Here is a 23,229-nt window from a genome sequence, read left to right as displayed (position 1 = left end):
CCAATGCTTGTCTCGCGGCGATCGATTTTGCCATCCGGCAATCTCGCCACCTCGTGCCGATGCCGCGCGGCGTTTTCGCCTGCGGCACAGCACCACCGATGCCCGAAAGGCACCGAAAAGTGACTACCAGCAAGACTTTCGCCGACCTCGGCGTGCGCAATCAGCTCGTCGATGCGCTCGCCAAGCGCGGCATCACCCACCCGTTTCCGATCCAGGTCGAGACGCTGCCCGACACGCTCGACGGCCGCGACGTTCTCGGTCGCGGAAAGACCGGCAGCGGCAAGACCCTGGCCTTCTCGATCCCACTCGTCAGTCGTCTGTCGGGCGGGAACGGGCGCCCCTCCCGGCCATCCGGGTTGGTCCTCGCGCCGACCCGGGAGTTAGCGACGCAGATCACAGCGACCCTGGAGCCACTGGCGACGGCCTGCGGCCTGCGGGTCACCACGATCTTCGGCGGCGTTTCCCAGACCCGCCAGGTCGCCGCCCTCAAGTCCGGCGCCGACATCGTGGTGGCCTGCCCGGGCCGGCTCGAGGACTTGATGAAGCAGCGCTTGATCAGTCTCGACGCGGTCGAGATCACCGTGATCGACGAGGCCGACCACATGGCCGATCTCGGCTTCCTGCCCGGCGTCACCCGGATCCTGGCCGCAACTCCGAATGGTGGTCAGCGGCTGCTGTTTTCGGCGACGCTGGACAACGGCGTCGACAAACTCGTCAAGCGGTTCCTGCGAAACGAGGTGCTGCACTCGGTCGACGAGGCCAACTCGCCGGTATCCGAGATGACCCATCACGTGTTTCACGTCGCCAATGTCGAGGCCAAGAAAGAAGTCGTGCACCGGCTCGCATCCGGCACCGGACGCCGGATTCTCTTCATGCGTACCAAGCATCAGGCGCGCAAGCTCGCCAGGCAGCTCACCGAATCCGGCGTTCCGTCAGTTGACCTGCACGGCAACCTGTCTCAGCCCGCACGAGAGCGCAACCTCGCGATGTTCGCCTCGGGCGGCGCCCGGGTGCTGGTGGCAACCGACATCGCCGCGCGGGGCGTGCACGTCGACGAGGTCGAACTCGTGGTGCACATCGACCCGCCAGCCGAACACAAGTCCTATCTGCACCGGTCCGGCCGCACAGCCCGGGCGGGAAGCGCCGGCGACGTCGTCACTGTGGTGCTGCCCGAGCAGCGCCGCGACACCCAGGTGCTGATGCGCAAGGCCGGTATCAACGTCGCCCCTCAGCAGGTGACTGCCGCATCGGAGGCGGTGCAGGCGCTCGTCGGTGAGGTGGCGCCATACCAGGCCCCCGCGCCGGCCCGGGCGCCTTCGCGCGCGCCTCAGCATCATCGGACCGGTGGGCAGCGGCGCGGCGGGTCGCGCAGGTCGCCGAGGACCGCGCCGACCGAGTCGGCGATGCCTCATCGCAGCGGTACGCGACGGCCCGATCGCCGCCGCTCGAGCCGAGCGCAAGGGAGTGCCGGGTAGCCCGCCGGACAGACCGCGTCATCGCCGGGCCAGCAGCCACGCCTGACCTTCGCCTTCGCCGGCGTCGATCAAGTCCAGGCCGGCAAAGGCAGCGGGTAGCTCTCCGGCCGCCACGCGGAAGGGACCGGGGCTGGCACCAACCTCACTGAGCGCGGCGATCGCCAGCAACCCGCCCGGCGACAGCCGTTCGATGATCGCCCGGTCGAGGCGAGGGTCCCGGAACTTACAGCAGACGATGACGTCGACCGGCGCCCCAGCCGGCAGGCCGTCATCGAGGTCGACGACGTCGAAACGACAGCGATCGCCCACCGCGGCGCGGCCGGCCAGTTCCCGCGCGTGGCCGATGGCCACCGGGGAGACGTCGAACCCCACCACCTGCAGGCCGCGTGCGGCCAGCCAGACCGAGCCGGTGCCCTGTCCGCAGGCGAGGTCCAGGGCCGTGCCGGCCGTGGGAAACAGATCGGCATGGCCCGCGAAAACTGAGGGCGGGGCAACCGAACTCAACGGTGACGGCCCCGTGGCCGCATACCGTTCGTCCCAGCGCTGCCGGTCCGCTCCGCTCATGGGCGCCACTCTAGAACCCGAATTCTTCTGGACAGCTGTCTGGTATCGGGATGCCCCGTTCGCGCCGACCGCGCTCGATGGATGTTGTTGGCGGCGACCCGCGTTCTTACACTGGACGAGTGTCTAGAGATGCGTCGTCCCCGGTCGTTGCCGGGAACACGGCCCGCGCGAACGCGGCCCGCCGGTCGGATCGTCGGCCGGGGCAGACCATTCGCAAGGTCCTCGATGCCGGGCTGACGGAGCTGCGGGAATCCTCGTACGCGAACCTGACGATGCGCGCGGTCGCGACTCGCGCCGGAGTATCGCCGGCCAGCGCCTATACCTACTTTCCGTCGAAGAGCGCGCTCGTAGCGGCGGTGTATCTGCGGTTCCTGCGCGACCTGCCGCTACACACCGACGTCAACGACTCGACCAAGACCCGGGTCAGCGCCACGCTGCGGGACATGGCGGTCGTCGTCGCCGATGAGCCGGAGCTGACCGCCGCCTGTGGCGCCGCGCTGATGGCCGACGATCCGGCGGTCGCACCGCTGCGGGAACAAATCGGCGAGGAAGTGGCCAAGCGAATCGGGGCCGCGCTTGGTCCGGGCTGGCCAAGAGCGGTGAAATCCACGCTGCAGATGACCTTTTCCGGCGCGCTGATGACCGCCCGGTTCATCAGCTTCGCCGAGATCTCCGGGCAGCTCGACGAGGCGGTCAACCTCATTTTGGGCGCATCGGTGGCATGAAAGTTACGGCATCCCAAGCTAATAGGTGCGCCTAACCGGTGTGGGCCAGCTTTCGCGCCGGGCTGCCGCCGGCCCGGAGGAATTCACCGAAACGCCGCCGGCCCAACTCCGGGGAAGCCTCACCCGCACCGAAGGCGAGTCTTCCGGACACCAGGACCGCCGTGACGGTCTCGTCGTTGCGGTTCACCATCCGCGACAGCCCGCCGTAGGACTGGACCGGATGCTCGGCGTACCGCTCGAGTGACGCGTCGAGCTTGTCGGGGTCGATGACCACGATGTCGGCGCGGTCGCCTTCGCGCAGCGTGCCGGCGTCGATCTCGTACCACGCACCGAGCTCACCGGTAAGCCGGTGCACGGCGCGCTCGATCGACATGAACGGCGTGCCTTGCCTCTCGGCGTCGCGCACGTGGCGCAGCAGGCGCAAGCCCGAGTTGTAGAACGCCATGTTGCGCAGGTGCGCGCCCGCGTCCGAGAACCCCATCTGCACTCCTGCGCTCTGGGCCAGCTTCTTGAGCAATTCGGGCCGGTGGTTGGAGATCGTGGTGCGCCAGCGCAGCTTGTCGCCGTGCTCGAGCACCAGATCGAGGAACGCGTCGACCGGATGCAGCCCGCCGCGATCCAGACCCACCCGGCCGAAGGATTTACCGACCACCGATTGGTCCGGGCACGCGACGATCTCGGCGTCGAAGAAGTCGCGGTGCCAGACCCTGGGCCCGTATTTCTGGTTGTAATCCTTGCGGAACTGGCGCCGGTACTCCTCGTCGCGCATCAGCTCGTTGCGGGCGATCTCGTCCTGCAGGTGCAACGCGGCGGCGCCGGACCCGAACTCTTCGAAGATCACCAGCGAAATTCCGTCGGCATAGACCTCGAACGGCACCGGCAGATGCTGCCAGCGGAAATCCGCGCCAAGGGCATTGACCGCCCGCGCGAGCCAGTCCATGAGGTAGATGACCGGCGGCAGGGACTTGACGTCAGCGGCCGACAGCAGGCTGGTCTTCAACCGCCGGCGCCCCACCCCGAGCGAGGTGGCCAGTTGAGACACTATCGATAATGGGTTCTTGATGTCGGGCCCAGACTGCAGAATTTTGTTGCGCCGCCGCAGGATAGCGTTCAGCCGCCGGAGTTCGCGCGGCTTGGCGTAGGTCGACGGCAAGGTGCGCGATCGGCAGACCTCGCCGTCGAGCTTGTCGAAAAGCAGTTGCTGCGACGACAGTCCGACGAAGCCTTCGTCGAGTGCGTCTTCGAGCATCGACTCCATCCGAGCCAGCTCCGCCGCCGACGGGCGCGTGTCCTTGCGGGTTGCCCGGTCCAGTCCCATCGTCGCGGCGCGCATGTCGGAGTGACCGATGAACGCCGCAATGTTCGGGCCGAGGTTCAGCTGTTCGAGTGCGGCCACGTATTCCTTTGGGCTGCTCCATGATCGGGCTTCGTTGAGGTGCTCGATGACATAGCGCCGCGGAATCGCCTCGACGCGGCCGAAGATGTCGCCGGCGTCGACGTTGTTCAGGTACACGGTGGACAGCGAGCAGGATCCCAGCATCACGGTCGTCACGCCGTGTCGCAGTGATTCGGAAAGTGCCGGCTCACAGAGTGTTTCAATGTCGTAGTGGGTGTGGATGTCGATGATGCCCGGAAGCACCCACTGACCGGTGGCATCGATGACCTCAGCGCCCGTCGTGTCGAGTGGCTCCTCGGCGATGGTGACTACCCGCCCGTCGCGTACGCCGATGTTCCTTAGGGCCGACGGGCCGCCCGTCCCGTCGAACCAGCGCCCATTCGTGATCACCGTGTCGTACTGCATCGGTCGGCCTCTCTGTCGCGCCGGAGCCCCGGATTGGCAGTGATCATACATAATGTGCATATTGTCTCGCCGCGCGATGCGGGCACCACTCGGTGGTTAGCCAGCGTAGTTAGCCAGCAACGATGGCGCCTCGGAGACGTTATGATCCGGCTGTGGGGTTCACGGGCTACGGGTTTGCCACCCGGTAATCATGCGCAGTCACGGTTGGGCAGGAAATACGCCGTCGTCCGATGCGGAGGCGATCGAGCGCATCCTCGACGCCGCGGACAGAATCATCGACGAACGTGGCTCGGCGATGCGGATCGCGGACGTGGCGCGGGCGCTGGGGGTGACCCGCCAGACCGTCTATCGGTACTTTCCTGGAACGCAGGCGTTGCTGGTGGCCTCCGCGATGCGCTCGGCCGACGGCTTCCTCGATCGCATGGCGGCCCACCTGCAGGGCGTCACAGACCCCGTGGTGGCCATCACCGAGGGAATGGCTTTCGCCGTCGAACAGCTGGCCTCGGACAACCAGGTCGAATTCGTGCTGAACCAGCGCCACCGCGGCGCCCAGAAGGTTTCGATCGTCTCCGATACAGCGCTGGCCTTCGGCCGTTCGATGCTTCATCGCTACGACATCGATTGGGAGCATTACGGTTTCGATGAAGCTGGCCTGGACGAACTGAACGAATTCTCGCTGCGGGTGCTGCATTCCTTCCTGTCCGACCCGGGCCGGCCTCCTCGCAGCGGTGCCGACCTGCGCCGCTACCTCACCCGCTGGATCGGGCCGGCGATCGCCTATCCGCAAATGGTCCGCGCCATGGACGCACTGGGTGCCCCGGAGGCGGCGAGAACACGCCGGCGCTCTTCGAAAGCCTCCTGAGCCGGGGAGGGCAGGACCGACGAAACTGACCATACATTTACGCCGTTGTGTCACCGCGGTCGCGCTCCATGCCCCGCCTATCGGAGCCGTTCCCCCGGCTCTGCGAGCCTCACGTTCCCCCGGCTCTGCGAGCCTCAACGGGACGGCGTAGTCCACCAACTGAAGGTTGTCCACCAACTGAAGGAGGCGCGGCGTGGTGGGTTTGGGACAGGTCGCGCTGAACAGCGCACCCATCTTCGGTGGTGCGCTGCTCGCGGTCGCGGCGGGGCAATTCAAGGGCCCGGATTACCGAGAAGCGATCAGGCAGGACATGGACCTGCTCGATCGACTCCCCCCCGAGGACGTGGACAGACGCGCCGAACTACGGCGCGCCATCGAAGGTCGCATCGATGATCTGATCGATGCCGCGGACCGTAGCCGAGCGCTGCGCAGGGCCGCCTTCTCCTACCACGGCAATTGGCGAGACGCGGTTCTGCTGCTCTGTGCCGTGCTGTTCACGATCGTCTGGTGGAACGTCAGCCACAGCAGGGACAACTGGCTGCCGATGTTCGTCGTCTTGATCGTGCTGTGCGGGCTGGCCGCCACTTATGCGTTCCGCGGGGTACTGCACACGGCTCGCTCCGCCCTTCGCGCCAAGCGGCAGGGTCACGGCGAGGGCTAGTGGCCGCTCGCGATCATTGACTCGGAGGCTTTCGTCACATTCTCCGCGATGAGCGACCGCCCAACGCGCGTTCCCAGATGTCCTGTGGCACGATCGCGATGTGAAGGCGCATCGTCTCGTCGTGTTGACTTGTGCTGTGCTGTCACCGATTTGGGTTCTGCCCATCGGTCCGGTCGCCACGGTGTCGGCAGAACCATGCCCCGACGTCGAGGTGGTGTTCGCCCGCGGCACCACCGAGCCGCCCGGTGTCGGGCGCATCGGGCAGAACTTCGTCGACACCTTGCGCTCACACGTCGGCGGTAAGTCCGTGGGCGTGTATCCGGTCAACTACCCGGCCACCACCGACTTCCCCACGGCCGCCGACGGCATCAGCGACGCCGGCAGTCATGTCGAGCAGATGGCGGCGACCTGCCCCCGCACGAAGATGGTGCTGGGCGGCTACTCGCAGGGCGCCGCGGTGATGGGCTTCGTCACCGAGAGCGCCGTCCCGGACGGCGTGCACTTGGTGCAGTCACTACGGCCGATGCCGGCCGAAGTGGCCAACCACGTGGCCGCGGTGGCGCTGTTCGGCAAGCCATCGGGCCAGTTCATGAGCATCATCAATCAGCCCCCGGTGGACATCGGGCCGTTGTATTCGGCGAAAACGCTCGAATTGTGTGTTCCCGGCGACCCGGTCTGCTCCGGCGCGGGCAACCCCGCCGCCCACCGCCAATACGTCGAGGCGGGCATGGTCGACCAAGCGGCCGACTTCGCTGCCGAGCGGCTCTCGTAAGGCTCGACGCGAGCATCGCACGCCAGCCTCGTCACTGGCCGGTCTCTCCGATCATGTGGTGGACGTCGCGCACCGACCATGGCCCGGTCTGGTGATGGTCGCGGTAGCCGAGCAGCCGTGGCGTTTGGCGATCGAAGCTACCCACGAAACCGCCTGCTGCAACAAAGATTCGGCCGGTGACCTCGCGTGACAAATCGCTCGCGAGGTAAGCGTAGACGGGCGCGACGAACTCTGGCGGAGCGCTGTCGAGTGACGCCCGCATGGTCACCTCGTCGAGCAGCCCCCGGCCGTGCAGGTCTTCGATGTGTCGTTCGTATTGCGCACCGGTGGAAAGCCGTGTCCTGGCGCCGGGACACACCACATTGGCCCGCACGCCGTGCTGCCTCAGTCCGGCGGCGATCGCCATCGTCAGCCCGTTGACGGCGCCCTTTCCCGCCGGATAGCCGGTCCCGCCGTAGTCACCCAGAAAAGCCACCGAACTGGTGTTGATGATGGCGCCGTGCCCCTGGGCGGCCAGCACCGGAGCGGCCACCCGACAGGTGTGAAAGGCGGTGCCCAGGTGGCCGCTGATCAGGCGCTCGAACTCTGCCGGGGAGATCGTCATGATGGACGAACCCGGCGGTTCGGCGATGCCGGCGCAATTGATCAGAGTGTCCAGCCGCCCGAATGTGCTGATGCATGCGTCGACGAGCGAGTGGGCGACGCGCTCTTCGTCTGCGGCTCCGACCACCCCGGTGGCCCGCCCGCCCTGGGCCGTGATCGCTGCGACCGCCTCCTGCACGGCCTGCTCGTCACGCCCGTTGACGACCACACCGGCGCCCAGGCTGCCCAGCAGCTCAGCGACTGCTCGTCCGATGCCGCGGCTGCCGCCCGATACCACGATGCCGCGCCCGGCCAGCGGGACCTCGGTGCCGCTCACCGCCCGCTCCCATAGCGGACGCGGTGAAGACCGCGTAATACGTTGCGCGCGAATCGGTCTCGCCATCGGCGGTAGCCGAGCTCGCCGATCGAGGTCACGAACGTCAACCGAACAGTACCCAGCAGGATCGGAAATGAGAATCAACCACCGCAGCTCCCATTCGTCAAACCGGCGATAAGTGTTTGCCAGAGCTCCGGCCACTTCGTCGTCGGCCACGGTACGGCGCACAACGCGCCAGCTAGAGGACGGTCCGGACTGTTGACGGAGTCCATAGCTGCGGACCGGCGGCTTGCAGCGACCCCGCTCGTACACCGCGGAAACTGTTCACAATTTAGAAGAATTTGTTGCGCCAAGCCTCGCCGGGCAGGGCGCAGCGGCGTATAGTCTCCAATGAAGTCCGTTATGGACGTGTCGCCGTTTAGCTAAAAGCGGTCCAGTCAGCCGCACGGCTTACTGAGCTCGGTATGGCTCCGGCGAATCAGCCCCAGTCAGCTCCCCGCTCCTACGTGCGCTGGCGATTCGACAGTCCGGCGGATCGAGATGCAGTGGGGGCGAGAATTGCGCATAGCTGCAACGTCCCGATGCACACGACTCTAGGAGAGTCAGCATGGAAACTTGTTCTCGCGCACTGGTTTATCCGATTCATCGAATGATCATGGAGTGCGTCGGCCGATGACCAACGTAATTTCTGCAACACGTCCGGCCCCGCCACCCACAACCAAAACCGACGATTCGTACGACGATGTCGTCGCAATGTTCGTGGCGCTGCAGCAGCTGCCGGCCGAATCGCACGAGTACGCCCACCAGCGTGAACGCATCGTGTCCCGCTGCCTGCCGCTGGCGGACCATGTCGCCAGTCACTTCGCCCGTCGGGGCGAAGGCCTAGAGGACCTGATCCAGGTTGCGCGGCTGGGCTTGATGAATGCCGTCAACCGGTTCGACCCCGCGAAAGGTCCCAGCTTCATCGGGTTCGCCGTGCCCACGATGATGGGCGAGGTCAGGCGCTACTTCCGCGACTACAGCTGGGGGATGCGCGTCCCACGGCGGCTGCGCGAGCTGCACGTTCAGATCAGCAGGGCGACCGCGGATCTGTCCCAGCAGCTCGGGCGCGCGCCCACCGCCGGCGAGCTGTCCCAGTTGCTCGAGGTGCCGCGGGAGGAGATCGTCGAATGCCTCGTCGCGGGCGACGCCTATCGGCTCGACTCCCTCGATGCGCCGCTCGGCGCGGACAGCTCGGGAACGCCTCGTTCGGTGGCCGACTCCGTCGGCGATATCGACCCACAGATCGAACACATCACCAACCGGGAAGCCTTACGGGTGCTGGTTGCGACCCTCCCGCAGCGTGAACGCGAGGTGTTGCGCATGCGGTTCTTCGAATCGATGACGCAGAGCCAGATCGCAGAGCGGATCGGCGTGTCGCAAATGCAGGTATCCCGGATCTTGGCAAACACGCTGAGCTCCCTGCGCGATCAACTCGAGTAGGCGGTAATTTCCCTAGGCGCTGCGCGGCATACCCTGCCGCGCAGCCCTGTACTGTGCGACTGAAAAAGGGCAACCCGAACTTTGTGGCCCAGCAGTACCGGGAAGGGAGCTCCACGCGATGAGGATGTCACGAACGGTGATCGCGGGTGTCGCGGCGGCGACACTGGCGGTGTCGGTGGCCGGCTGCGACAGCAACAAGGCGCAGCCGTCAAAGTCGGGTTCGGCGACCTCGTCGCCCTCGGCCACCGGCTCCGCGCCGGCATCATCGGCGCCGGCGCAGCCCAATGAGTACGCCAAGTTGCTCATCCAGCCCAGTGACATCAACGCCCCGGTCCCCTTCACCGCCGCGCCCCCGACAAACAATCCCAACGGCCAGCCGGGCGTGGCGACCACCTTCAAGGACGACGATGGTAGTCACGCGATCAAGGTGACGATTCAGGTCTACGACGACGCCGATGAGGCCACAAACGCGTTGAACACCGCGAAGGGCCAACAGGGCGGTGTGATCAAAGAATCCACCACGCAACCGTCGACCATCGGCAGTGGCGGAACAATGTTGATGGGCAACACCCCGGATCGCAGCAAGGGCGTGGTAATCCTGCTTTTCACCGAGGGCAGGGCGCTCGCCACGCTGGAATTCGACGGCCCAACGGACACGCTGGCCCCGCCGGACTTCGTCAACGACGTCGCCCAAAAGCAAGATGCGGCCATCAAGAAGGGGCTCGGCGGCTAGGTCCTGCGCGACCACCATCGGGGGACGCTGATGAACGTCATCAATGGCATGCCGGCTCACGCCCTGCTGCTGCATTTCGTGCTGGTGCTGGTGCCGTTGACCGCCCTGCTGGAAATCGTCTGCGGATTATGGTCGGCGGCGCGGCGCGGTCAGCTGATGTGGCTCACGCTGCTCCTCGCCGCGGTCACCATGGTGTTGACGCCGATCACCATCAACGCCGGCGGATGGCTCTACGACCAGAAGAAAAATCCCAGCCCGATCCTGCGGGAGCACGCCGAGCGGGGCAGCCTGATGTCCTATTTCTCGGCCGCATTGCTGGCGCTCGCCATCGTGCTGGTCGTCGTGCGGATGATCGAACGCCGATCCGGCAGGAGCAGCGCCGCGACGCGGACACTCGTCGCGATACTCGTTCTGGCGGTGGCGATCTCATCGATGGTCCAGATCTACCGCGTGGGCGACGCCGGTGCGCGATCGGTCTGGGGCACCGCGATCGCGCACCTGACGAAGACCTACCCGGGCTGACGACGCCGGTCGCGGCAACATCCTTCGACCCATGCCGGGCAGGTTACGAAGGATAACTGTCGCGCGCTAACCATATTCTGCGACATGGGCGCTGGCGGTGCATTACCGTTTGCGGTGTCGAAGCCGGGGGCGGAAGGAAACGTTCATGAGCAAATTCTCCGGGCTTGCCTTCGGATTGCCGCTGACGCTGGCGTTGGCGGGCGCGACGGTGGTCGGCTGTAACAGCGGTTCGAAATCATCGCCGGCCACCTCGTCGTCGGGTGCGTCATCGACAACCTCGAGTTCGGCGGGCGTCACCACGACGTCGGCGTCCGCGGGCGCCCAGGCGTCCGACTACACCCGGCTTCTGATCGCGGCCAGCGATATCAACGCCCCGGAAATCTTCACGGCCACTGCACCGATCAACAACCCCAACGGGCAACCGGGGGCAACCGCGACTTTCAGCAACAACGACCGCACGCACGTGATCATCGACAGCATTCAGGTCCTGTCCGACCCTGCCGCCGCGCAGAGCGCGTTGGAATCCGCGAAGTCGACGCGTGACGGCTACGTCCACGGGGCACCCCAGCCGATCGAGATCGGCACAGGGGGCACCACGATCTCAGGCCCCTCGCCGGACGGGGCCAAGGGAGTCACCCTGCTGCTGTTCACCGAAGGAAAGGCCTTTGTCGAATTGGAATTCGACGGCCCGCCCAACGCTCTCGTGCCGCCCGACTTCGTCACCGACGTCGGCCAAAAGCAGGACGCCGCGGTCAAGAAAGGACTCGGCGGCTAAAACGGTGACCCGTTGCGCCGCTTTCAGATTCGCCGAGACGATGAATCGCCGTCGACGAACCGTCGTTTGGCCGGCCGCGTTAGCCTGGGCGCCGCGCAATAAATAAATTGCTTGATTTAACGCGGCGCTAGGTGTTCACTGAGGCGATGACTGCCGAGCGCGTTGCTCGCCCCGACCGGTCGACGGGCACCCGCGAGGCCATCTTGTCGGCCGCCGAAGTGCTTTTCGCCGAACGCGGCATGTACGCCGTGTCGAACCGGCAGATCAGCGAAGCGGCCGGACAGGGCAACAACGCCGCGGCGTGCTACCACTTCGGCACCAGGATCGATCTGCTCCGCGCGATCGAAAGCAAACATCGCGAGCCGATTGAGGACTTGCGTGCCCAGATGTTGTCCGCCATCGGCGATTCGACCGAGTTGCGCGACTGGGTCGGCGCCTTGGTGCGTCCGTTGACCGATCATCTGTCCGCGCTGGGATCGCCGACGTGGTACGCGCGCTTCGCCGCGCAGGCCATGGCCGATCCGACCTACCGACATGTGGTCACCAAAGACGCACTGTCGTCACCGTTGCTGGTGAAAACGCTCGACGGCATCGACCGCTGTCTACCGGAGCTGCCCAAGCGAGTGCGCGCCGAACGGATGGTGATGGTGCGCAACCTGCTCATGCACACCTGCGCGGAACACGAAGGCGCAGTGGCAGAGCATGGGCCGCGGTCCCGTTCGGCGTGGCCGGTGGCCGGCGAAGGACTGATCGACGCGATCGTCGGCCTGTGGCGCGCACCGGTGCACGTCGGTGCGGCCGGCGGCCAAGCAGAACGGGCAACCGCGCAGGACAACAACCGAGGAGCACGATGACCGAGGGATCCACCGCGACCGATATCCCGGAGTTTCCGATGGCACGGGCGCCCGGCTGCCCGTTCGCCCCTCCCCCGAAGGTATTGGGACTCAACGCCGACAAGCAGTTGAGCAGGGTCAGGATCTGGGACGACAGCACCCCATGGCTCATCCACGGCTACGAGGCGATCCGCGCGCTGTTCACCGATTCCCGCACCAGCGTCGACGACCGGTTGCCCGGCTATCCGCACTGGAATGAAGGCATGCTGGCCACGGTGCACAAGCGGCCGCGCTCGGTGTTCACCTCCGACGCCGAAGAGCACACCCGGTTTCGCCGGATGCTGTCTAAACCGTTCACGTTCAAGCGAGTTGAAGCGTTACGGCCCGCGGTGCAGAAGATCACCGACGACCACATCGATGCGCTGCTGGCGGGCCCGAAGCCGGGCGACGTCGTCGGCACCCTGTCGTTGCCGGTTCCCTCGCTGGTGATCAGCGAACTGCTGGGGGTGCCCTATGAGGATGCGGAATTCTTTCAGGCACAGGCCCAGCGAGGCATGGGCCGCTACGCGACCGAGCAGGACACCGCCCAGGGCGCCGCCTCGTTGGCGAAGTATCTGGCCAACCTGGTTCGGGCGAAGATGCAAAATCCCTCAGAGGATTTGGTTTCCGACCTCGCTGAGCGGGTCAACGCCGAAGAGATCAGCGTGCGCGAGGCGGCACAACTCGCCACCGGCGTCCTGATCGCGGGCCATGAGACCACCGCGAACATGATCAGCCTGAGCATCGCGGCGTTGCTCGAACATCCCGATCAACGCGCCCTACTGCGTGACACCGATGATCCCAAGGTCGTCGCCACCGCGGTCGAAGAGCTGATGCGCTTCCTCAGCATCATCCAGACCGGCCAGCGCCGAATCGCCATCGAAGACATCGAGATTGGTGGCGAGACGATCCATGCCGGCGACGGGATCATCTTGGACGTCGCACCGGCCAACTGGGATGAGCGTCAGTTCCCCAACCCGGACCGGCTGGACCTGCTCCGAGAAGACGGTCCGCACGTCGGCTTCGGCTACGGCCGTCACCAATGTGTGGGTCAGCAACTGGCCCGCATGGAATTGCAGATCGTCTTGCCCACGCTGCTGCACCGCGTTCCGACGTTGCGGCTTGCCGTGCCGCTGAATGACCTTCCGTTCAAGCACGACGCGCTGGCCTACGGCCTCTACGAGCTGCCCGTCACGTGGTGAAGTCCGAACTGCTGTTGGCAGTTCCAGATTCGCGTGGCAGATTGGCCGTAGTGACCGGGGCCAACAGCGGTCTCGGCGGCCATATCAAGGAGTTCCTGGGGATCCCCGCATGACGGACTCACTTACCGCCCACGCCTCGGCGATCGACATCCCCGATGAGCCGGACTGGCCCCGCATGCGCACCGAGACCGGAGTGCGGCTGCGGTCCGCGATGGCCGAACACGGTGTCGACGCGTTGATCTTGCTGATGAACGGATACGTCGGATACGCGACGGGTGCCAGCTGGCCGCTCCTGGACGCGGGCCTCTCGCACGTGGAGCGCCCGGTCGCCGTGGTGCTCGCCGAGGACGTGCATCCGCACCTGTTCATGCCGTTCCGCAGCGGGGCGTCCCTGGAATATCCCGTGCCCGACGATCATCTGCATGGCCCGGCCTATCTCGAATCCGACTATGGCGTGCGGGATTTCGCGCGGTATCTGGCCGGTCTGGTCCGGCCGGGGGCACACATCGCCGTCGACGAACTCACCGGTGCGATGCGGCGGGCGGCGGACACGCTGTTCCCCGGCGGCCCGCCGACGGATGCGGCGATCGTGCTCGGCGCCGCCCAATTGGTGAAGACCCGCGACGAGTTGTCCTGTCTGCGCAGGGCGGCCCGCATCACCGAACAGGCGATCGTCGACGTGCAGCAGGCGCTACGGCCCGGTGTGCGACAGATCGATCTTTCGGCCAGCTTCGTCCGGCGCGCGTTCGAACTCGGCGCCACGACCAACATGCTGGAGGCCATCTGGCAGGTGATGCCGACTTCGCGGGAGGCCGGGGTGTGGACGACGCACGGTGACCTCGCGCTGCCGCTGCTCCCGACCGATCGGGAACTGGCCGCCGGCGATGTGTTGTGGACCGATATCAGCATCGCGTATCACGGGTACTGCTCGGACTTCGGACGCACCTGGATCGTCGGCGAATCGCCCACGCCGAGACAGCAAGACCAATTCCGGCAGTGGCGCGCAATTTTGGACGCCGTGCTCGCGGTCACCAAAGCCGGCGTGACGTCGGGCGACTTGGCGCGCGCCGCGATCGCGGCCAATGGCGGCCGCAAACCGTGGCTGCCGCACTTCTATCTGGGCCACGGCATCGGCACCTACCCCGCCGAAGCTCCGATGATCGGAACGGATCTCGGCGAGGAGTTCGACGACAACTTCGTCTTTTCTCCCGGCATGGTTTTGGTGCTCGAACCCGTGGTGTGGGCGGACGGCACCGGAGGCTATCGCAGTGAGGAGATCGTCGTGATCACCGAGGACGGCTATGCGCCGATCACCGACTACCCCTATTCCCCCTATGGCGACTGAAGCCCTGCCCGATACGCTCGCGTTGCGGTCCGGTCGGCGCGAACGGGCGCTGGCCCAGATGGAGCGGCACGGTCTGGACATCCTGGTGCTCGGCCGGCAGGCCAACATCCGTTACGTCACCGGCGCCCCGCAGCTGTGGATAGCCGGCACCCGACCCTTCGGGCCGATGTGTGTACTGGTGCGCGCCACCAAAGACATCTACCTCAACAGCACCGACGACGAGGGCGTTCCGGAGGAGATCGGCCACGATCACCTGTACGGCCTGGCCTGGAACCCGATGACGCTCATCGACGTCCTGAAGAAGATCGACGGCGCCGAGGCTGCGCGGCGGGTCGGAACCGACGCGATCACACCGACTTTCGCGGCACTGCTGCCCGAGGCATTTCCCAATGCCGAGCTCGTCGATGCCGAGCCCGCGATGCGTGCGGCGCGGCGCGTCAAGACCCCCGATGAAATCGCGGCGATGGATCAGGCCGTGCGTGTCGCCAAACACGGGATGGCCACCGCCCTAGCCGAATTGGCGCCGGGAGTTTCGGAGCGGACACTCGCCGGGGTGATGATGGAGGCGATGGCCGCGGGCGGAGTGAGCACGCCGGCAACCCAGGACGCCGCCTGGGTGACGTCGCGAGAACAGCCGTGGCGGCGCGCTGCTGCGCACGAGGTCGGGTCGGGCGACCTCGTCGCCTTTGCCGCCGGTGCGCTGGCGAATGGTTATGTCGCCGAAGTCGGCCGCACCTGGCCGGTCGGCGATACAGACACCGCTGAGGTCCGCACGCTGTTCGAGCGCTCGGATGGGTTGTACGACAAGATGCTTGCCGCCTGCCGGGCGGGCGCGGACACCCGCGATCTGCTTGCCGCATACGACGCGGCCGGTGAACCGATCCCGCCGATGCCGGTCGCGCACGGGCTGGGCCTGGGGTTCGATCCGCCCGTGGTGTCCGAAACACTCTTGGCTGCGGGCGAACACGACCGGATCGAGGCCGGGATGGTGTTGGCGATCACCGGGTATGTGTGGCAGCAGGGCGTCGGCGCCGTATTCCGTCGAGACACCGTGCACATCACCGAGAGCGGTGTCGAGGTGCTTACCCTCAGCCCGTCGTGGGGATAGCCGACTCCCCGCCTGCATCAGGGCCGCACGGCAACCCGCCGGGGTGCCAAATTGCCGGCATTGTCCTATCACCTGGATCCAGATGACCGAGCACTGAAATACCCTGCGCCAGTGTGCATCTATTGCGGCTTACTTGCCGGTTCTTTTCAGTGCGCGGTTACTTTGAAGGTTTGAGCACGTGCGGTAAACAGGGTGCCGACACCGGTTCTCGACGCGCCGTCGTGGGCCGTAGCAATAGGAGCTACCAAGGGCTTTCGGCCACCACCACTAGCTAAACAGCGCCGATATTTGGATGAAATTTGGCACTTACCCCGGCCATTGCGTATCACCGAAAGTGGCGTCGATGTCCCGGCCGCTGGCCCGTCGTGCGTCTTGCCTACCCCCACACCCTAAGGGCCGGTACCGGTGAAATCACTCGTGCCCCTTTAGTTTCAGCGATATCAGGGCAGCGATTTTTGTCGGTGGTCTCCGATAGCTTCGGGGTGTGAGCATAGATCCGGAGGCCTTTGCGGCAGCGTTTGATGTCATCGACGCTGCTCTCAGCCAGGTGATTGGGTCTGACTGCGATGCGTTGGCCACCCGCGAGCAATTGGCGGCGTTGGAGCGTTGCGAGATGGTGCGTCGCCGTTTGCCGGCCATCGAGCATCCACTGATCAATTCCCTTGCCCGCCAAGCGCCGTCCGAGGAGCTCGGCGGCACGCTGTCACATGCGATCGCGGATATGACGCTGATCAGCCGCGCCGAAGCATCCCGACGCATCAAGGAGGCCCGGGATCTGGGCCCGCGCCACGGCCTGACCGGTGAACCGATCCCACCCGCCCTGGCCGCCACCGCGGCGGCCCAACGCGACGGCAAACTCGGGACCGGCCAAGTCTCGGTGATTCGAAAGTTCTATCACCAGCTGCCCGGCTGGATCGATGCGGCCACCCGCGACCAGGCCGAGGCCAAACTCGCCACCGAGGGAACCCGGTATCGGCCGGAGCAACTCGGCAAGCTGGCCGATACGCTGGCCGATTGCCTCAACCCCGATGGCACCTTCACCGACGAGGACCGGGCTCGGCAGCGCGGCCTGACGCTGGGCAACCAGCAAGCCGACGGCATGTCGCAGCTGCGTGGCTGGCTCACCCCCGAGGCACGCGCCACGTTCGAAGCCGCCTTGGCCAAACTCGCCGCACCCGGCATGTGCAATCCTCTGGACAACAGCCCGTGCGTCGACGGCGCGCCCACCCAAGAAGCCATCGAGCGCGACCCGCGATCGGCGGCCCAGCGCAACCACGACGGACTGCTGGCCGCCCTGCGTGCCATGTTGGCCTCCGGAGAACTAGGGCAGCACAACGGCTTACCGGCCTCCATCGTCGTTTCCACGACGCTGTCCGAGCTTGAGTCCGCCGCCGGGCATGGATTGACCGGCGGCGGCACCATCCTGCCGATGAGCGACGTGATCCGCCTGGCCCGCCACGCGCACCACTACTTGGCGATCTTCGACAAAGGCAAGGCCCTGGCGCTGTACCACACCAAACGCCTGGCCTCACCGGGTCAGCGAATTGTGTTGTACGCCAAGGACCGCGGCTGCTCGGCGCCCGGGTGCACCGTGCCGGGCTACTACTGCGAGGTTCACCACGTCACCGACTACGCCACCTGCCACACCACCGACATCAACGACCTCACCTTCGCCTGCGGACCCCAGCACCGCCTCCTGCGACCCGGCGGCTGGACCACTCGCAAGAACGCCAGGGGTGACACCGACTGGCTCCACTGTCAACAAACGCTATAGTTAGGGTATGGCCAATACGTCAAGACACCGCCCCCGACGCGCCGCGATCTACGCGCGGGTCAGCCTCGACCAGACCGGAGAGGCGACCAGCGTCAGCGGTCAAGAGGAATCCGCCCGCGAGCTGATCGAACGCCGCGGGTGGACGTTGGCCGGTGTCTACGTGGACAACTCGATCACCGGGACCGGCAAGAAGCACCGGCCGCAGTTCTACGCGATGCTCGAAGCGGTCAAGGGCGGCGAAGTCGACGCCGTGGTGGCCCGCCACATGGACCGCATTGCCCGCAACCCGCGGGAGCGGCTCGAGCTGGTCGAGGCGTGCCGGAATCAGGGCGTCATCATCGCCCTGGTGGAGGGGTCCGACATGGACCCCACGACAGCAAGCGGCCGCATGGTCATCGACGTCCTGGGGTCCGTCGCCGAGATGGAAATCGGGATCAAGTCCGAACGTCACACCGCCGCACTGCGCCGCCACGCCCACAATGGCGGCGTGCCGCATGGCCCTGCACCATATGGCTACACGACCACCGGCGACGTCGTAGCAGACGAAGCCGCGATCGTGGCCCGCATCTTCAAGGCGTTCGACGCCGGCGGGTCGCTGCGCTCCATCACAGCCAACTTGACCGAGGACGGTGTACCCACCCGACGCGGCCGACCATGGAACGTTCGCACTGTCCGCGACATGCTGACGAATCCCCGGTATGCGGGATGGGCCGTCTACCGCAGCGAGATCGCAACCGACGCCGACGGGAACCGGATCCGCGGCAAGTGGAAGCCGATCGTCACGCCCGAAGTGTTCGACGTCGTTCAGGCCCGGCTGTCCGACCCGTCACGCAGGTCGAATCGCTTTGGGACGGACCGCCGTTACCTGGGCTCGAGCCTGTTCGTGTGCGACGCATGCGACGGCCCGATCCAGACCGGCAACGGCGGGAAATACCTCTGCCCCGGGCATCTGACTCGCGAGCACAAACACGTCGACCGATACGTGATCGACGTTATCGCTGAACGCTTGGGCCGCAAGGACTTCGCGCAACTGCTAGCCCCGCCGGCGGAGGATATGGCCCCGGTCGTTGCGGAGTCAGAGCGGTTGCGAAAGCGCCTGGCGATGATCGACGCCGACTACGATCGCGGCGACATCGACGCAAAACGCTGGAAGGCGGCCAAGCAGCGCGTGCAGGTCGAGCTTGCCGAGGTCGACCAGAAGCTCGCGGCCCGGCGCGGTGGCGCGGCGCTTGGTGTGCTGGCCGGTGCAGTAGACCCGGCCCAGGCGTTTCGTGAGGCGTCTCTGATGGGTCAGCGGTCGGTGATCGACGTGCTGTGCGTCGTTCATCTACGTCGAGCGGCAAGAGGCCGGTTGCCGCGCGGGGTTTTTATCGACCCGGATACCGTCGATATCGAGTGGAAGAGATGAACTTGACTTACCACACGATGGTTGTGTACTGCGAAGGCCCGAACGATGATCCGCACCCGCGCCGCGTGATCGCCCGGTATATGCACGACCAGCTTGGTGGCTGGCTAAAGCAACCCACGGTGCCAGCGATCTACGAGGACGGCGAATGGCTGGAGATGCCTAATCCTGATCACGGTGCTGCGATTCGGCTGCCATGCAAGGACTGCGGATATAACCCGAAGCGCACATTAGATCGCCGCTACGGTCCGGAGTTTCCGCCGTTCTCGCGTGTGTTCGACGCTCTGAACGCGCATGGGTGCAGCGAGATCAGCTCGCGCAACCTTGTCGGCCAGATATGGGGCACCCGGTAGCTGCTACACTGATGTAGCGCTAATCCGGCCGGGCGGAATTCCCCGGAGGCAATCCTCTAGGCGGAGGGTGTTTTTACCCTGCCCGGAGGACCAACCAGTGGCCGCCATTTCATCAACTGCCGCGCATCATCGCGCTCGGATCGCCGCGCTCAGCCGCGACCGTAAACCTGACGACCCCGAACTGGTCGGCGCCCGCCGTGATCTCGCATATGAACGTCTTGCGGAGCACATCAAAGGGGTGGTCGACAGTGCGCCACCGGCAACGCCGGACCAGCTCGCCCGGATCGGCGCCATCCTGGGGGGTGCCGCGTGACGCGACAAGAAAGGCCGGAGCTTCAGGCCCGGCCTTCTCGTAACGCTACTGATGCACAACACTTTACACACTCGCTGACAATCCCTGACTTTTCCGCGGACCCCGACACCCTCACAGCCGCTTTGACTTACGCAGAAGACGGCTGGTACGTGCTGCCAGTCAAACGCGGATCAAAGCATCCCGGGTCTGTAGTTCGCAAAGGTTGGCACACACAGTCCAGCCGCGACCCTCACGTGATTACCGCATGGTTCGCGGGCACAGATTACGGAATCGCGCTTCACGTCGGCCGGTCTGGCAGCGTCGTATTCGATGTCGACCACCCCGATAAGTTCCCTGAGCGTTTATGGCACCACCTGCTGACCGCGCCGTACCACTCGACCCGACCCAGCGAGACACGGCGCGGGCACTACATATTCGCTGCCCCACCCGGCCGCCTATTCGGCAACGGTGCAGGCAAGCTCGGCGGCGCGTGGGGCGAAGTACGTGGCCAGAATGCCGTCATCATCGTGTGGCCCAGTATCCATCCCAGCCCCGACGGCAAATACGACTGGCACAGAACCGGCCGGGTACCCGTGCTGCATGATGAGATCGCCGAACTGCTGCCCGACGCCTCGCCGGCCGAGGACGCCGCAACTGATGAGGCAGTCGCCGCGTTCATTACGCAACACGCAACCGGCACCCGCCCAGACGTTCTCAATGGCCTGCGTAAAGCACTCGTCGACAAGATAGAGGCCGGCGAGTCTGTCCACATGTCCGCGGTTTCCGTGGTCACTGGTGCGATGAAGGAAGCCGCCGCAGGCTACTACCCGGCCCAGTACGCCGCCGACGTGTTGACACCGATCTTCATCAACGCGGTCGCACTCGGAGGATCAACAGGCAAGGTCCGCACCGGCCACATCGCCAAGTCCGAATGGGACGGCATCCTCGCCTGGGCGGTGGCGCAGGCGTTAGCTGCCGACCCAGCCGATACAACAGCCCGAACAGACGAGAAAATGCCGCCCGAGGCAACAACATTCGAAACACCATCAGCGCCGACGGTGGACCGGACGCCCACCGAACGCGTTGCGGCACTGGAAAACACGGACACCCAATTCCGAAAATGGCTCGGCGACGACTACGACACCGACGCCGCACACCTGGTGCTGGCAGCAGCGGCAGTGCAACAGATGGACGGCGACCCCCTATGGGTACATCTCGTATCCGGCTCAGGCAACGCCAAAACCGAGACCGTGCAAAGCTTGCAAAACCACCCCTGGGTGCACATCGTGTCCACCATCGCATCCGAAGGTGCACTGCTCTCGGCGACATCGAAACGCGAACGATCGAAGACCGCTACCGGCGGACTACTACGCGAAATCGGCGACAACGGAATCCTTGTCGTCAAAGACTTCACGTCGATCATCTCCATGGGCCGCGAATTGCGCGGCGCCGTGCTCGCCGCGCTACGGGAGATATACGACGGCGCGTGGAACCGTAACGTCGGCACTGACGGTGGCCGCACTCTCGAATGGGTTGGCCGCGTAACCATGATCGGGGCAGTCACAACCGCGTGGGACACTGCGCACTCGGTGATCGCCGCGATGGGCGACAGGTTCGTGCTAATGCGACTCGACTCCACAACACACCGTGTAGCCGCCGGACGTCGAGCGATCGGCAACACCGGCAACGAGACTGAGATGCGCGACGCGCTCGCAGCCGCGGCAGCCGACGTCCTAGCAGGCGCGGGTCGCGACCCGATTCAGCTAAATGACCAGGAAGTGGACATACTCCTCGCTGCCGCCGACCTGGTAACGCGGGCGCGCACCGCAGTCGAATACGACTACCACGGTAACGTCTCAGACGCCCATGCTCCCGAGATGCCGACCAGGTTCGCCAAGCAACTCGCCCAAATAGTGCGCGGGGGCCTGGCGATCGGGATGAGCCGCGAAGCTGCTCTGGGGTTAGCGCTCCGTTGCGCCCGTGACTCTATGCCACCGCTGCGGCTTGCCATCATCGACTACCTAGCCGATCACCCGGCCAGCGGAACGAGTGACATTCGCAAGGGAATCGGGAAGCCGCGGAACACGGTCGACCGGCAATTGCAGGCGTTGCACATGCTGGACGTTCTGGAATGCCGGGAAGAGGTGATTGACCCGACGCGGACCCGGTGGCTGTACTCATTGGCAAACGACATCGACCCTGACGCTGTGAAGCCACAGAACCTGGACACCACCCTGGAACCATGTTCCAGAAACGTCAGTAACCGCGTAAGCGCAATGAAGAGAGGGGTTTCCGAGGAAGGTACTCCACGCATACCTTCTGACATAACTGGAACTTCCCTCCCTGTGTGCCGGGACTGCCACAGCGCCGTCACATCCGTCGACAGCGAATTCTGTGCAACGTGCGTGTGGTTTGGACGGGATGGTGCCGCATGAACCGCTCCGCCCGTCGTCGTCTGGCCCAGATCGAGTGGTCGCAACGGATCGCGCAACATCTGCTTCCCGGTGGGTCCGTCATCGTGCCGCCGAGGATTGCGGCGTGGCTGGAAAAGAAGTCCGGGATGCTGCCTGAGCGGCGAATCATGTTGCTCGACACGGACCCTGAGGCGTATGCGGTTCTCACCGCGCTTCACGTGTCTGCCATGGGTCGACATGACTCCCCGGGCAATAGCATTAGACCAATCAGCGGAGCCCCGTCCGAAATCGGACAGCAAAGTGCGAAAGGGCGCGATTCCCATGAACAATTGGAGGAGTGGTTGACGACGGTCGAGGCCGCCGAGATCTTCGGTGTGCATGACCGGACCATCCGCAGATGGATTGCCGCACAACGATTGCCGGCACGCCGCCACAGCGGCAGATGGTTAGTCAACCGACAACATCTGAATATCGCCCGGGCGCAAGCCGCCAGGCCAACACCGAAGGAGATCGACACATGCCTGCCATACAACTAGACGACGCGAAGGACAAGATGGCGGACATTCGGGCCAGCTTGAATCGTGAAGTCGAGCAGATCCGCAACAGCTCGCGATACAGCGATCAGGGGCGAGCGCAGGAGCTCGCGAAAGTCGTGCTGGCGCACCGCCGTCGGGCTGAATCTCTGCGCAGCAACTTCAGTTGCGACAATGAGGAGACCAGGGTCAAGCTAACCGCCAAACTGTTTGGCATTCCGACTGGTTCGGAGTCGGCGACAATTCTCGTCTATCGCGATGCGCAGGACCGGGCGGCGAAATTAGAGAATGCCGCCGACGCCGATGCGATGCTAAAGCGTGCCACCGAGATGGGTGACAACCTGCTGGCACGGGCCGTCGCTGGCCATGCGCATTCGCAGAAGTGGCGCGGTATCGCTGAGGGTTACGCGGAAGCGGTCAATCTTTCCGACTACCTCGACGAACTCAACGCACTCCCCAGCGGCGGCCTGCTCCATACCGCAATGACCGCACTATTCCGTGTGCCGACACCACCCGAGCTGAGCCCGAGCCTCGGTGACATCTCGGACGCCCGGTTGAAATCGATCGCCGACGGTGAGGAATTGGCATGAACGACCAGCACACAAACTATTCTCCGCAAAGGGGTGGGGGGACGCCCCGC

23 protein-coding genes are annotated in these 23,229 nt (G+C 65.4%); 20 read left to right on the top strand and 3 right to left on the bottom strand.

Going from position 1 to position 23,229, the window contains the following annotated elements:
* Window positions 1–119 precede the first annotated feature (119 nt).
* Window positions 120–1,475 (top strand): DEAD/DEAH box helicase, encoded by a 1,356-nt coding sequence (locus tag AC5Y7E_RS13615; protein ID WP_499949420.1) that lies wholly within the window; start codon window positions 120–122, stop codon window positions 1,473–1,475.
* Between the two features lie 18 nt (window positions 1,476–1,493).
* On the opposite strand, the gene AC5Y7E_RS13610 is transcribed toward AC5Y7E_RS13615, so the two are convergent.
* Window positions 1,494–2,039, bottom strand: coding sequence for a class I SAM-dependent methyltransferase (locus AC5Y7E_RS13610; RefSeq protein ID WP_499949419.1), 546 nt, complete (start codon window positions 2,037–2,039; stop codon window positions 1,494–1,496).
* Between the two features lie 119 nt (window positions 2,040–2,158).
* Here AC5Y7E_RS13610 and AC5Y7E_RS13605 point away from each other — a divergent pair, with 119 nt between their 5' ends.
* Window positions 2,159–2,764: a TetR/AcrR family transcriptional regulator gene (locus AC5Y7E_RS13605; RefSeq protein WP_499949418.1), complete on the top strand. Its 606-nt coding sequence runs from the start codon at window positions 2,159–2,161 to the stop codon at window positions 2,762–2,764.
* Window positions 2,765–2,795: 31 nt separating this feature from the next.
* Here the strand turns inward: AC5Y7E_RS13605 and AC5Y7E_RS13600 are convergent, their stop codons facing one another.
* The gene (locus AC5Y7E_RS13600) at window positions 2,796–4,565 is read right to left on the bottom strand and encodes an N-acyl-D-amino-acid deacylase family protein (protein WP_499949417.1); all 1,770 of its coding nucleotides are present in this window, start codon (window positions 4,563–4,565) and stop codon (window positions 2,796–2,798) included.
* A gap of 190 nt (window positions 4,566–4,755) precedes the next feature.
* On the opposite strand from AC5Y7E_RS13600, the gene AC5Y7E_RS13595 reads away from it, so the two are divergent.
* The 3 genes from AC5Y7E_RS13595 (at window position 4,756) to AC5Y7E_RS13585 (ending at window position 6,860) form a co-directional block, all read left to right on the top strand.
* Window positions 4,756–5,427, top strand: a complete 672-nt coding sequence (locus AC5Y7E_RS13595; protein WP_499921084.1) for a TetR/AcrR family transcriptional regulator — start codon at window positions 4,756–4,758, stop codon at window positions 5,425–5,427.
* Between the two features lie 193 nt (window positions 5,428–5,620).
* Entirely contained in the window at window positions 5,621–6,088 is a 468-nt protein-coding gene (locus AC5Y7E_RS13590) for a hypothetical protein (protein ID WP_499949416.1), read from the top strand.
* A 136-nt stretch (window positions 6,089–6,224) separates the two neighbouring features.
* Window positions 6,225–6,860: a cutinase family protein gene (locus tag AC5Y7E_RS13585; RefSeq protein ID WP_499949515.1), complete on the top strand. Its 636-nt coding sequence runs from the start codon at window positions 6,225–6,227 to the stop codon at window positions 6,858–6,860.
* A 31-nt stretch (window positions 6,861–6,891) separates the two neighbouring features.
* On the opposite strand, the gene AC5Y7E_RS13580 is transcribed toward AC5Y7E_RS13585, so the two are convergent.
* Entirely contained in the window at window positions 6,892–7,743 is an 852-nt protein-coding gene (locus AC5Y7E_RS13580) for an SDR family NAD(P)-dependent oxidoreductase (protein WP_499949514.1), read from the bottom strand.
* A 708-nt stretch (window positions 7,744–8,451) separates the two neighbouring features.
* On the opposite strand from AC5Y7E_RS13580, the gene AC5Y7E_RS13575 reads away from it, so the two are divergent.
* The 15 genes from AC5Y7E_RS13575 to AC5Y7E_RS13505 all read left to right on the top strand — a co-directional run bounded on the left by AC5Y7E_RS13575 (window position 8,452) and on the right by AC5Y7E_RS13505 (window position 23,179).
* Window positions 8,452–9,261 (top strand): SigB/SigF/SigG family RNA polymerase sigma factor, encoded by an 810-nt coding sequence (locus tag AC5Y7E_RS13575; protein ID WP_499921080.1) that lies wholly within the window; start codon window positions 8,452–8,454, stop codon window positions 9,259–9,261.
* A 118-nt stretch (window positions 9,262–9,379) separates the two neighbouring features.
* Entirely contained in the window at window positions 9,380–9,994 is a 615-nt protein-coding gene (locus AC5Y7E_RS13570; RefSeq protein WP_499949415.1) for a hypothetical protein, read from the top strand.
* Between the two features lie 30 nt (window positions 9,995–10,024).
* The gene (locus AC5Y7E_RS13565) at window positions 10,025–10,516 is read left to right on the top strand and encodes a DUF2231 domain-containing protein (RefSeq protein ID WP_499921077.1); all 492 of its coding nucleotides are present in this window, start codon (window positions 10,025–10,027) and stop codon (window positions 10,514–10,516) included.
* A gap of 145 nt (window positions 10,517–10,661) precedes the next feature.
* A complete protein-coding gene (locus AC5Y7E_RS13560; RefSeq protein ID WP_499949414.1) occupies window positions 10,662–11,291 on the top strand; it encodes a hypothetical protein in 630 nt (209 codons plus the stop codon).
* Between the two features lie 131 nt (window positions 11,292–11,422).
* Entirely contained in the window at window positions 11,423–12,145 is a 723-nt protein-coding gene (locus tag AC5Y7E_RS13555) for a TetR/AcrR family transcriptional regulator (protein ID WP_499949413.1), read from the top strand.
* Window positions 12,142–13,365 (top strand): cytochrome P450, encoded by a 1,224-nt coding sequence (locus AC5Y7E_RS13550; RefSeq protein ID WP_499949412.1) that lies wholly within the window; start codon window positions 12,142–12,144, stop codon window positions 13,363–13,365. Before AC5Y7E_RS13555 ends, AC5Y7E_RS13550 begins: the two co-directional genes overlap by 4 nt.
* Before the next feature lie 109 nt (window positions 13,366–13,474).
* Window positions 13,475–14,710 (top strand): M24 family metallopeptidase, encoded by a 1,236-nt coding sequence (locus tag AC5Y7E_RS13545; RefSeq protein WP_499949411.1) that lies wholly within the window; start codon window positions 13,475–13,477, stop codon window positions 14,708–14,710.
* Window positions 14,700–15,818: a M24 family metallopeptidase gene (locus AC5Y7E_RS13540; protein WP_499949410.1), complete on the top strand. Its 1,119-nt coding sequence runs from the start codon at window positions 14,700–14,702 to the stop codon at window positions 15,816–15,818. Before AC5Y7E_RS13545 ends, AC5Y7E_RS13540 begins: the two co-directional genes overlap by 11 nt.
* Window positions 15,819–16,302: 484 nt before the next feature.
* Complete coding sequence (locus AC5Y7E_RS13535; RefSeq protein ID WP_499949409.1) at window positions 16,303–17,592, top strand: HNH endonuclease signature motif containing protein; 1,290 nt, start codon at window positions 16,303–16,305, stop codon at window positions 17,590–17,592.
* 7 nt (window positions 17,593–17,599) lie between these two features.
* Window positions 17,600–19,000, top strand: coding sequence for a recombinase family protein (locus AC5Y7E_RS13530; RefSeq protein WP_499949408.1), 1,401 nt, complete (start codon window positions 17,600–17,602; stop codon window positions 18,998–19,000).
* Window positions 18,988–19,350 (top strand): hypothetical protein, encoded by a 363-nt coding sequence (locus AC5Y7E_RS13525; protein WP_499949407.1) that lies wholly within the window; start codon window positions 18,988–18,990, stop codon window positions 19,348–19,350. The genes AC5Y7E_RS13530 and AC5Y7E_RS13525 overlap by 13 nt, the downstream gene beginning before the upstream one ends.
* Before the next feature lie 97 nt (window positions 19,351–19,447).
* Complete coding sequence (locus AC5Y7E_RS13520; protein ID WP_499949406.1) at window positions 19,448–19,663, top strand: hypothetical protein; 216 nt, start codon at window positions 19,448–19,450, stop codon at window positions 19,661–19,663.
* Between the two features lie 122 nt (window positions 19,664–19,785).
* Window positions 19,786–22,077: a bifunctional DNA primase/polymerase gene (locus AC5Y7E_RS13515; RefSeq protein WP_499949405.1), complete on the top strand. Its 2,292-nt coding sequence runs from the start codon at window positions 19,786–19,788 to the stop codon at window positions 22,075–22,077.
* A complete protein-coding gene (locus AC5Y7E_RS13510; RefSeq protein ID WP_499949403.1) occupies window positions 22,074–22,592 on the top strand; it encodes a helix-turn-helix domain-containing protein in 519 nt (172 codons plus the stop codon). The genes AC5Y7E_RS13515 and AC5Y7E_RS13510 overlap by 4 nt, the downstream gene beginning before the upstream one ends.
* On the top strand, window positions 22,574–23,179 hold the full coding sequence (locus tag AC5Y7E_RS13505; RefSeq protein ID WP_499949402.1) for a hypothetical protein: 606 nt from the start codon (window positions 22,574–22,576) through the stop codon (window positions 23,177–23,179). The genes AC5Y7E_RS13510 and AC5Y7E_RS13505 overlap by 19 nt, the downstream gene beginning before the upstream one ends.
* Window positions 23,180–23,229 lie beyond the last annotated feature (50 nt).

This window comes from Mycobacterium sp. NGS17 (genome assembly GCF_059813205.1).
This window is presented reverse-complemented; position numbering and strand designations above follow the sequence as displayed.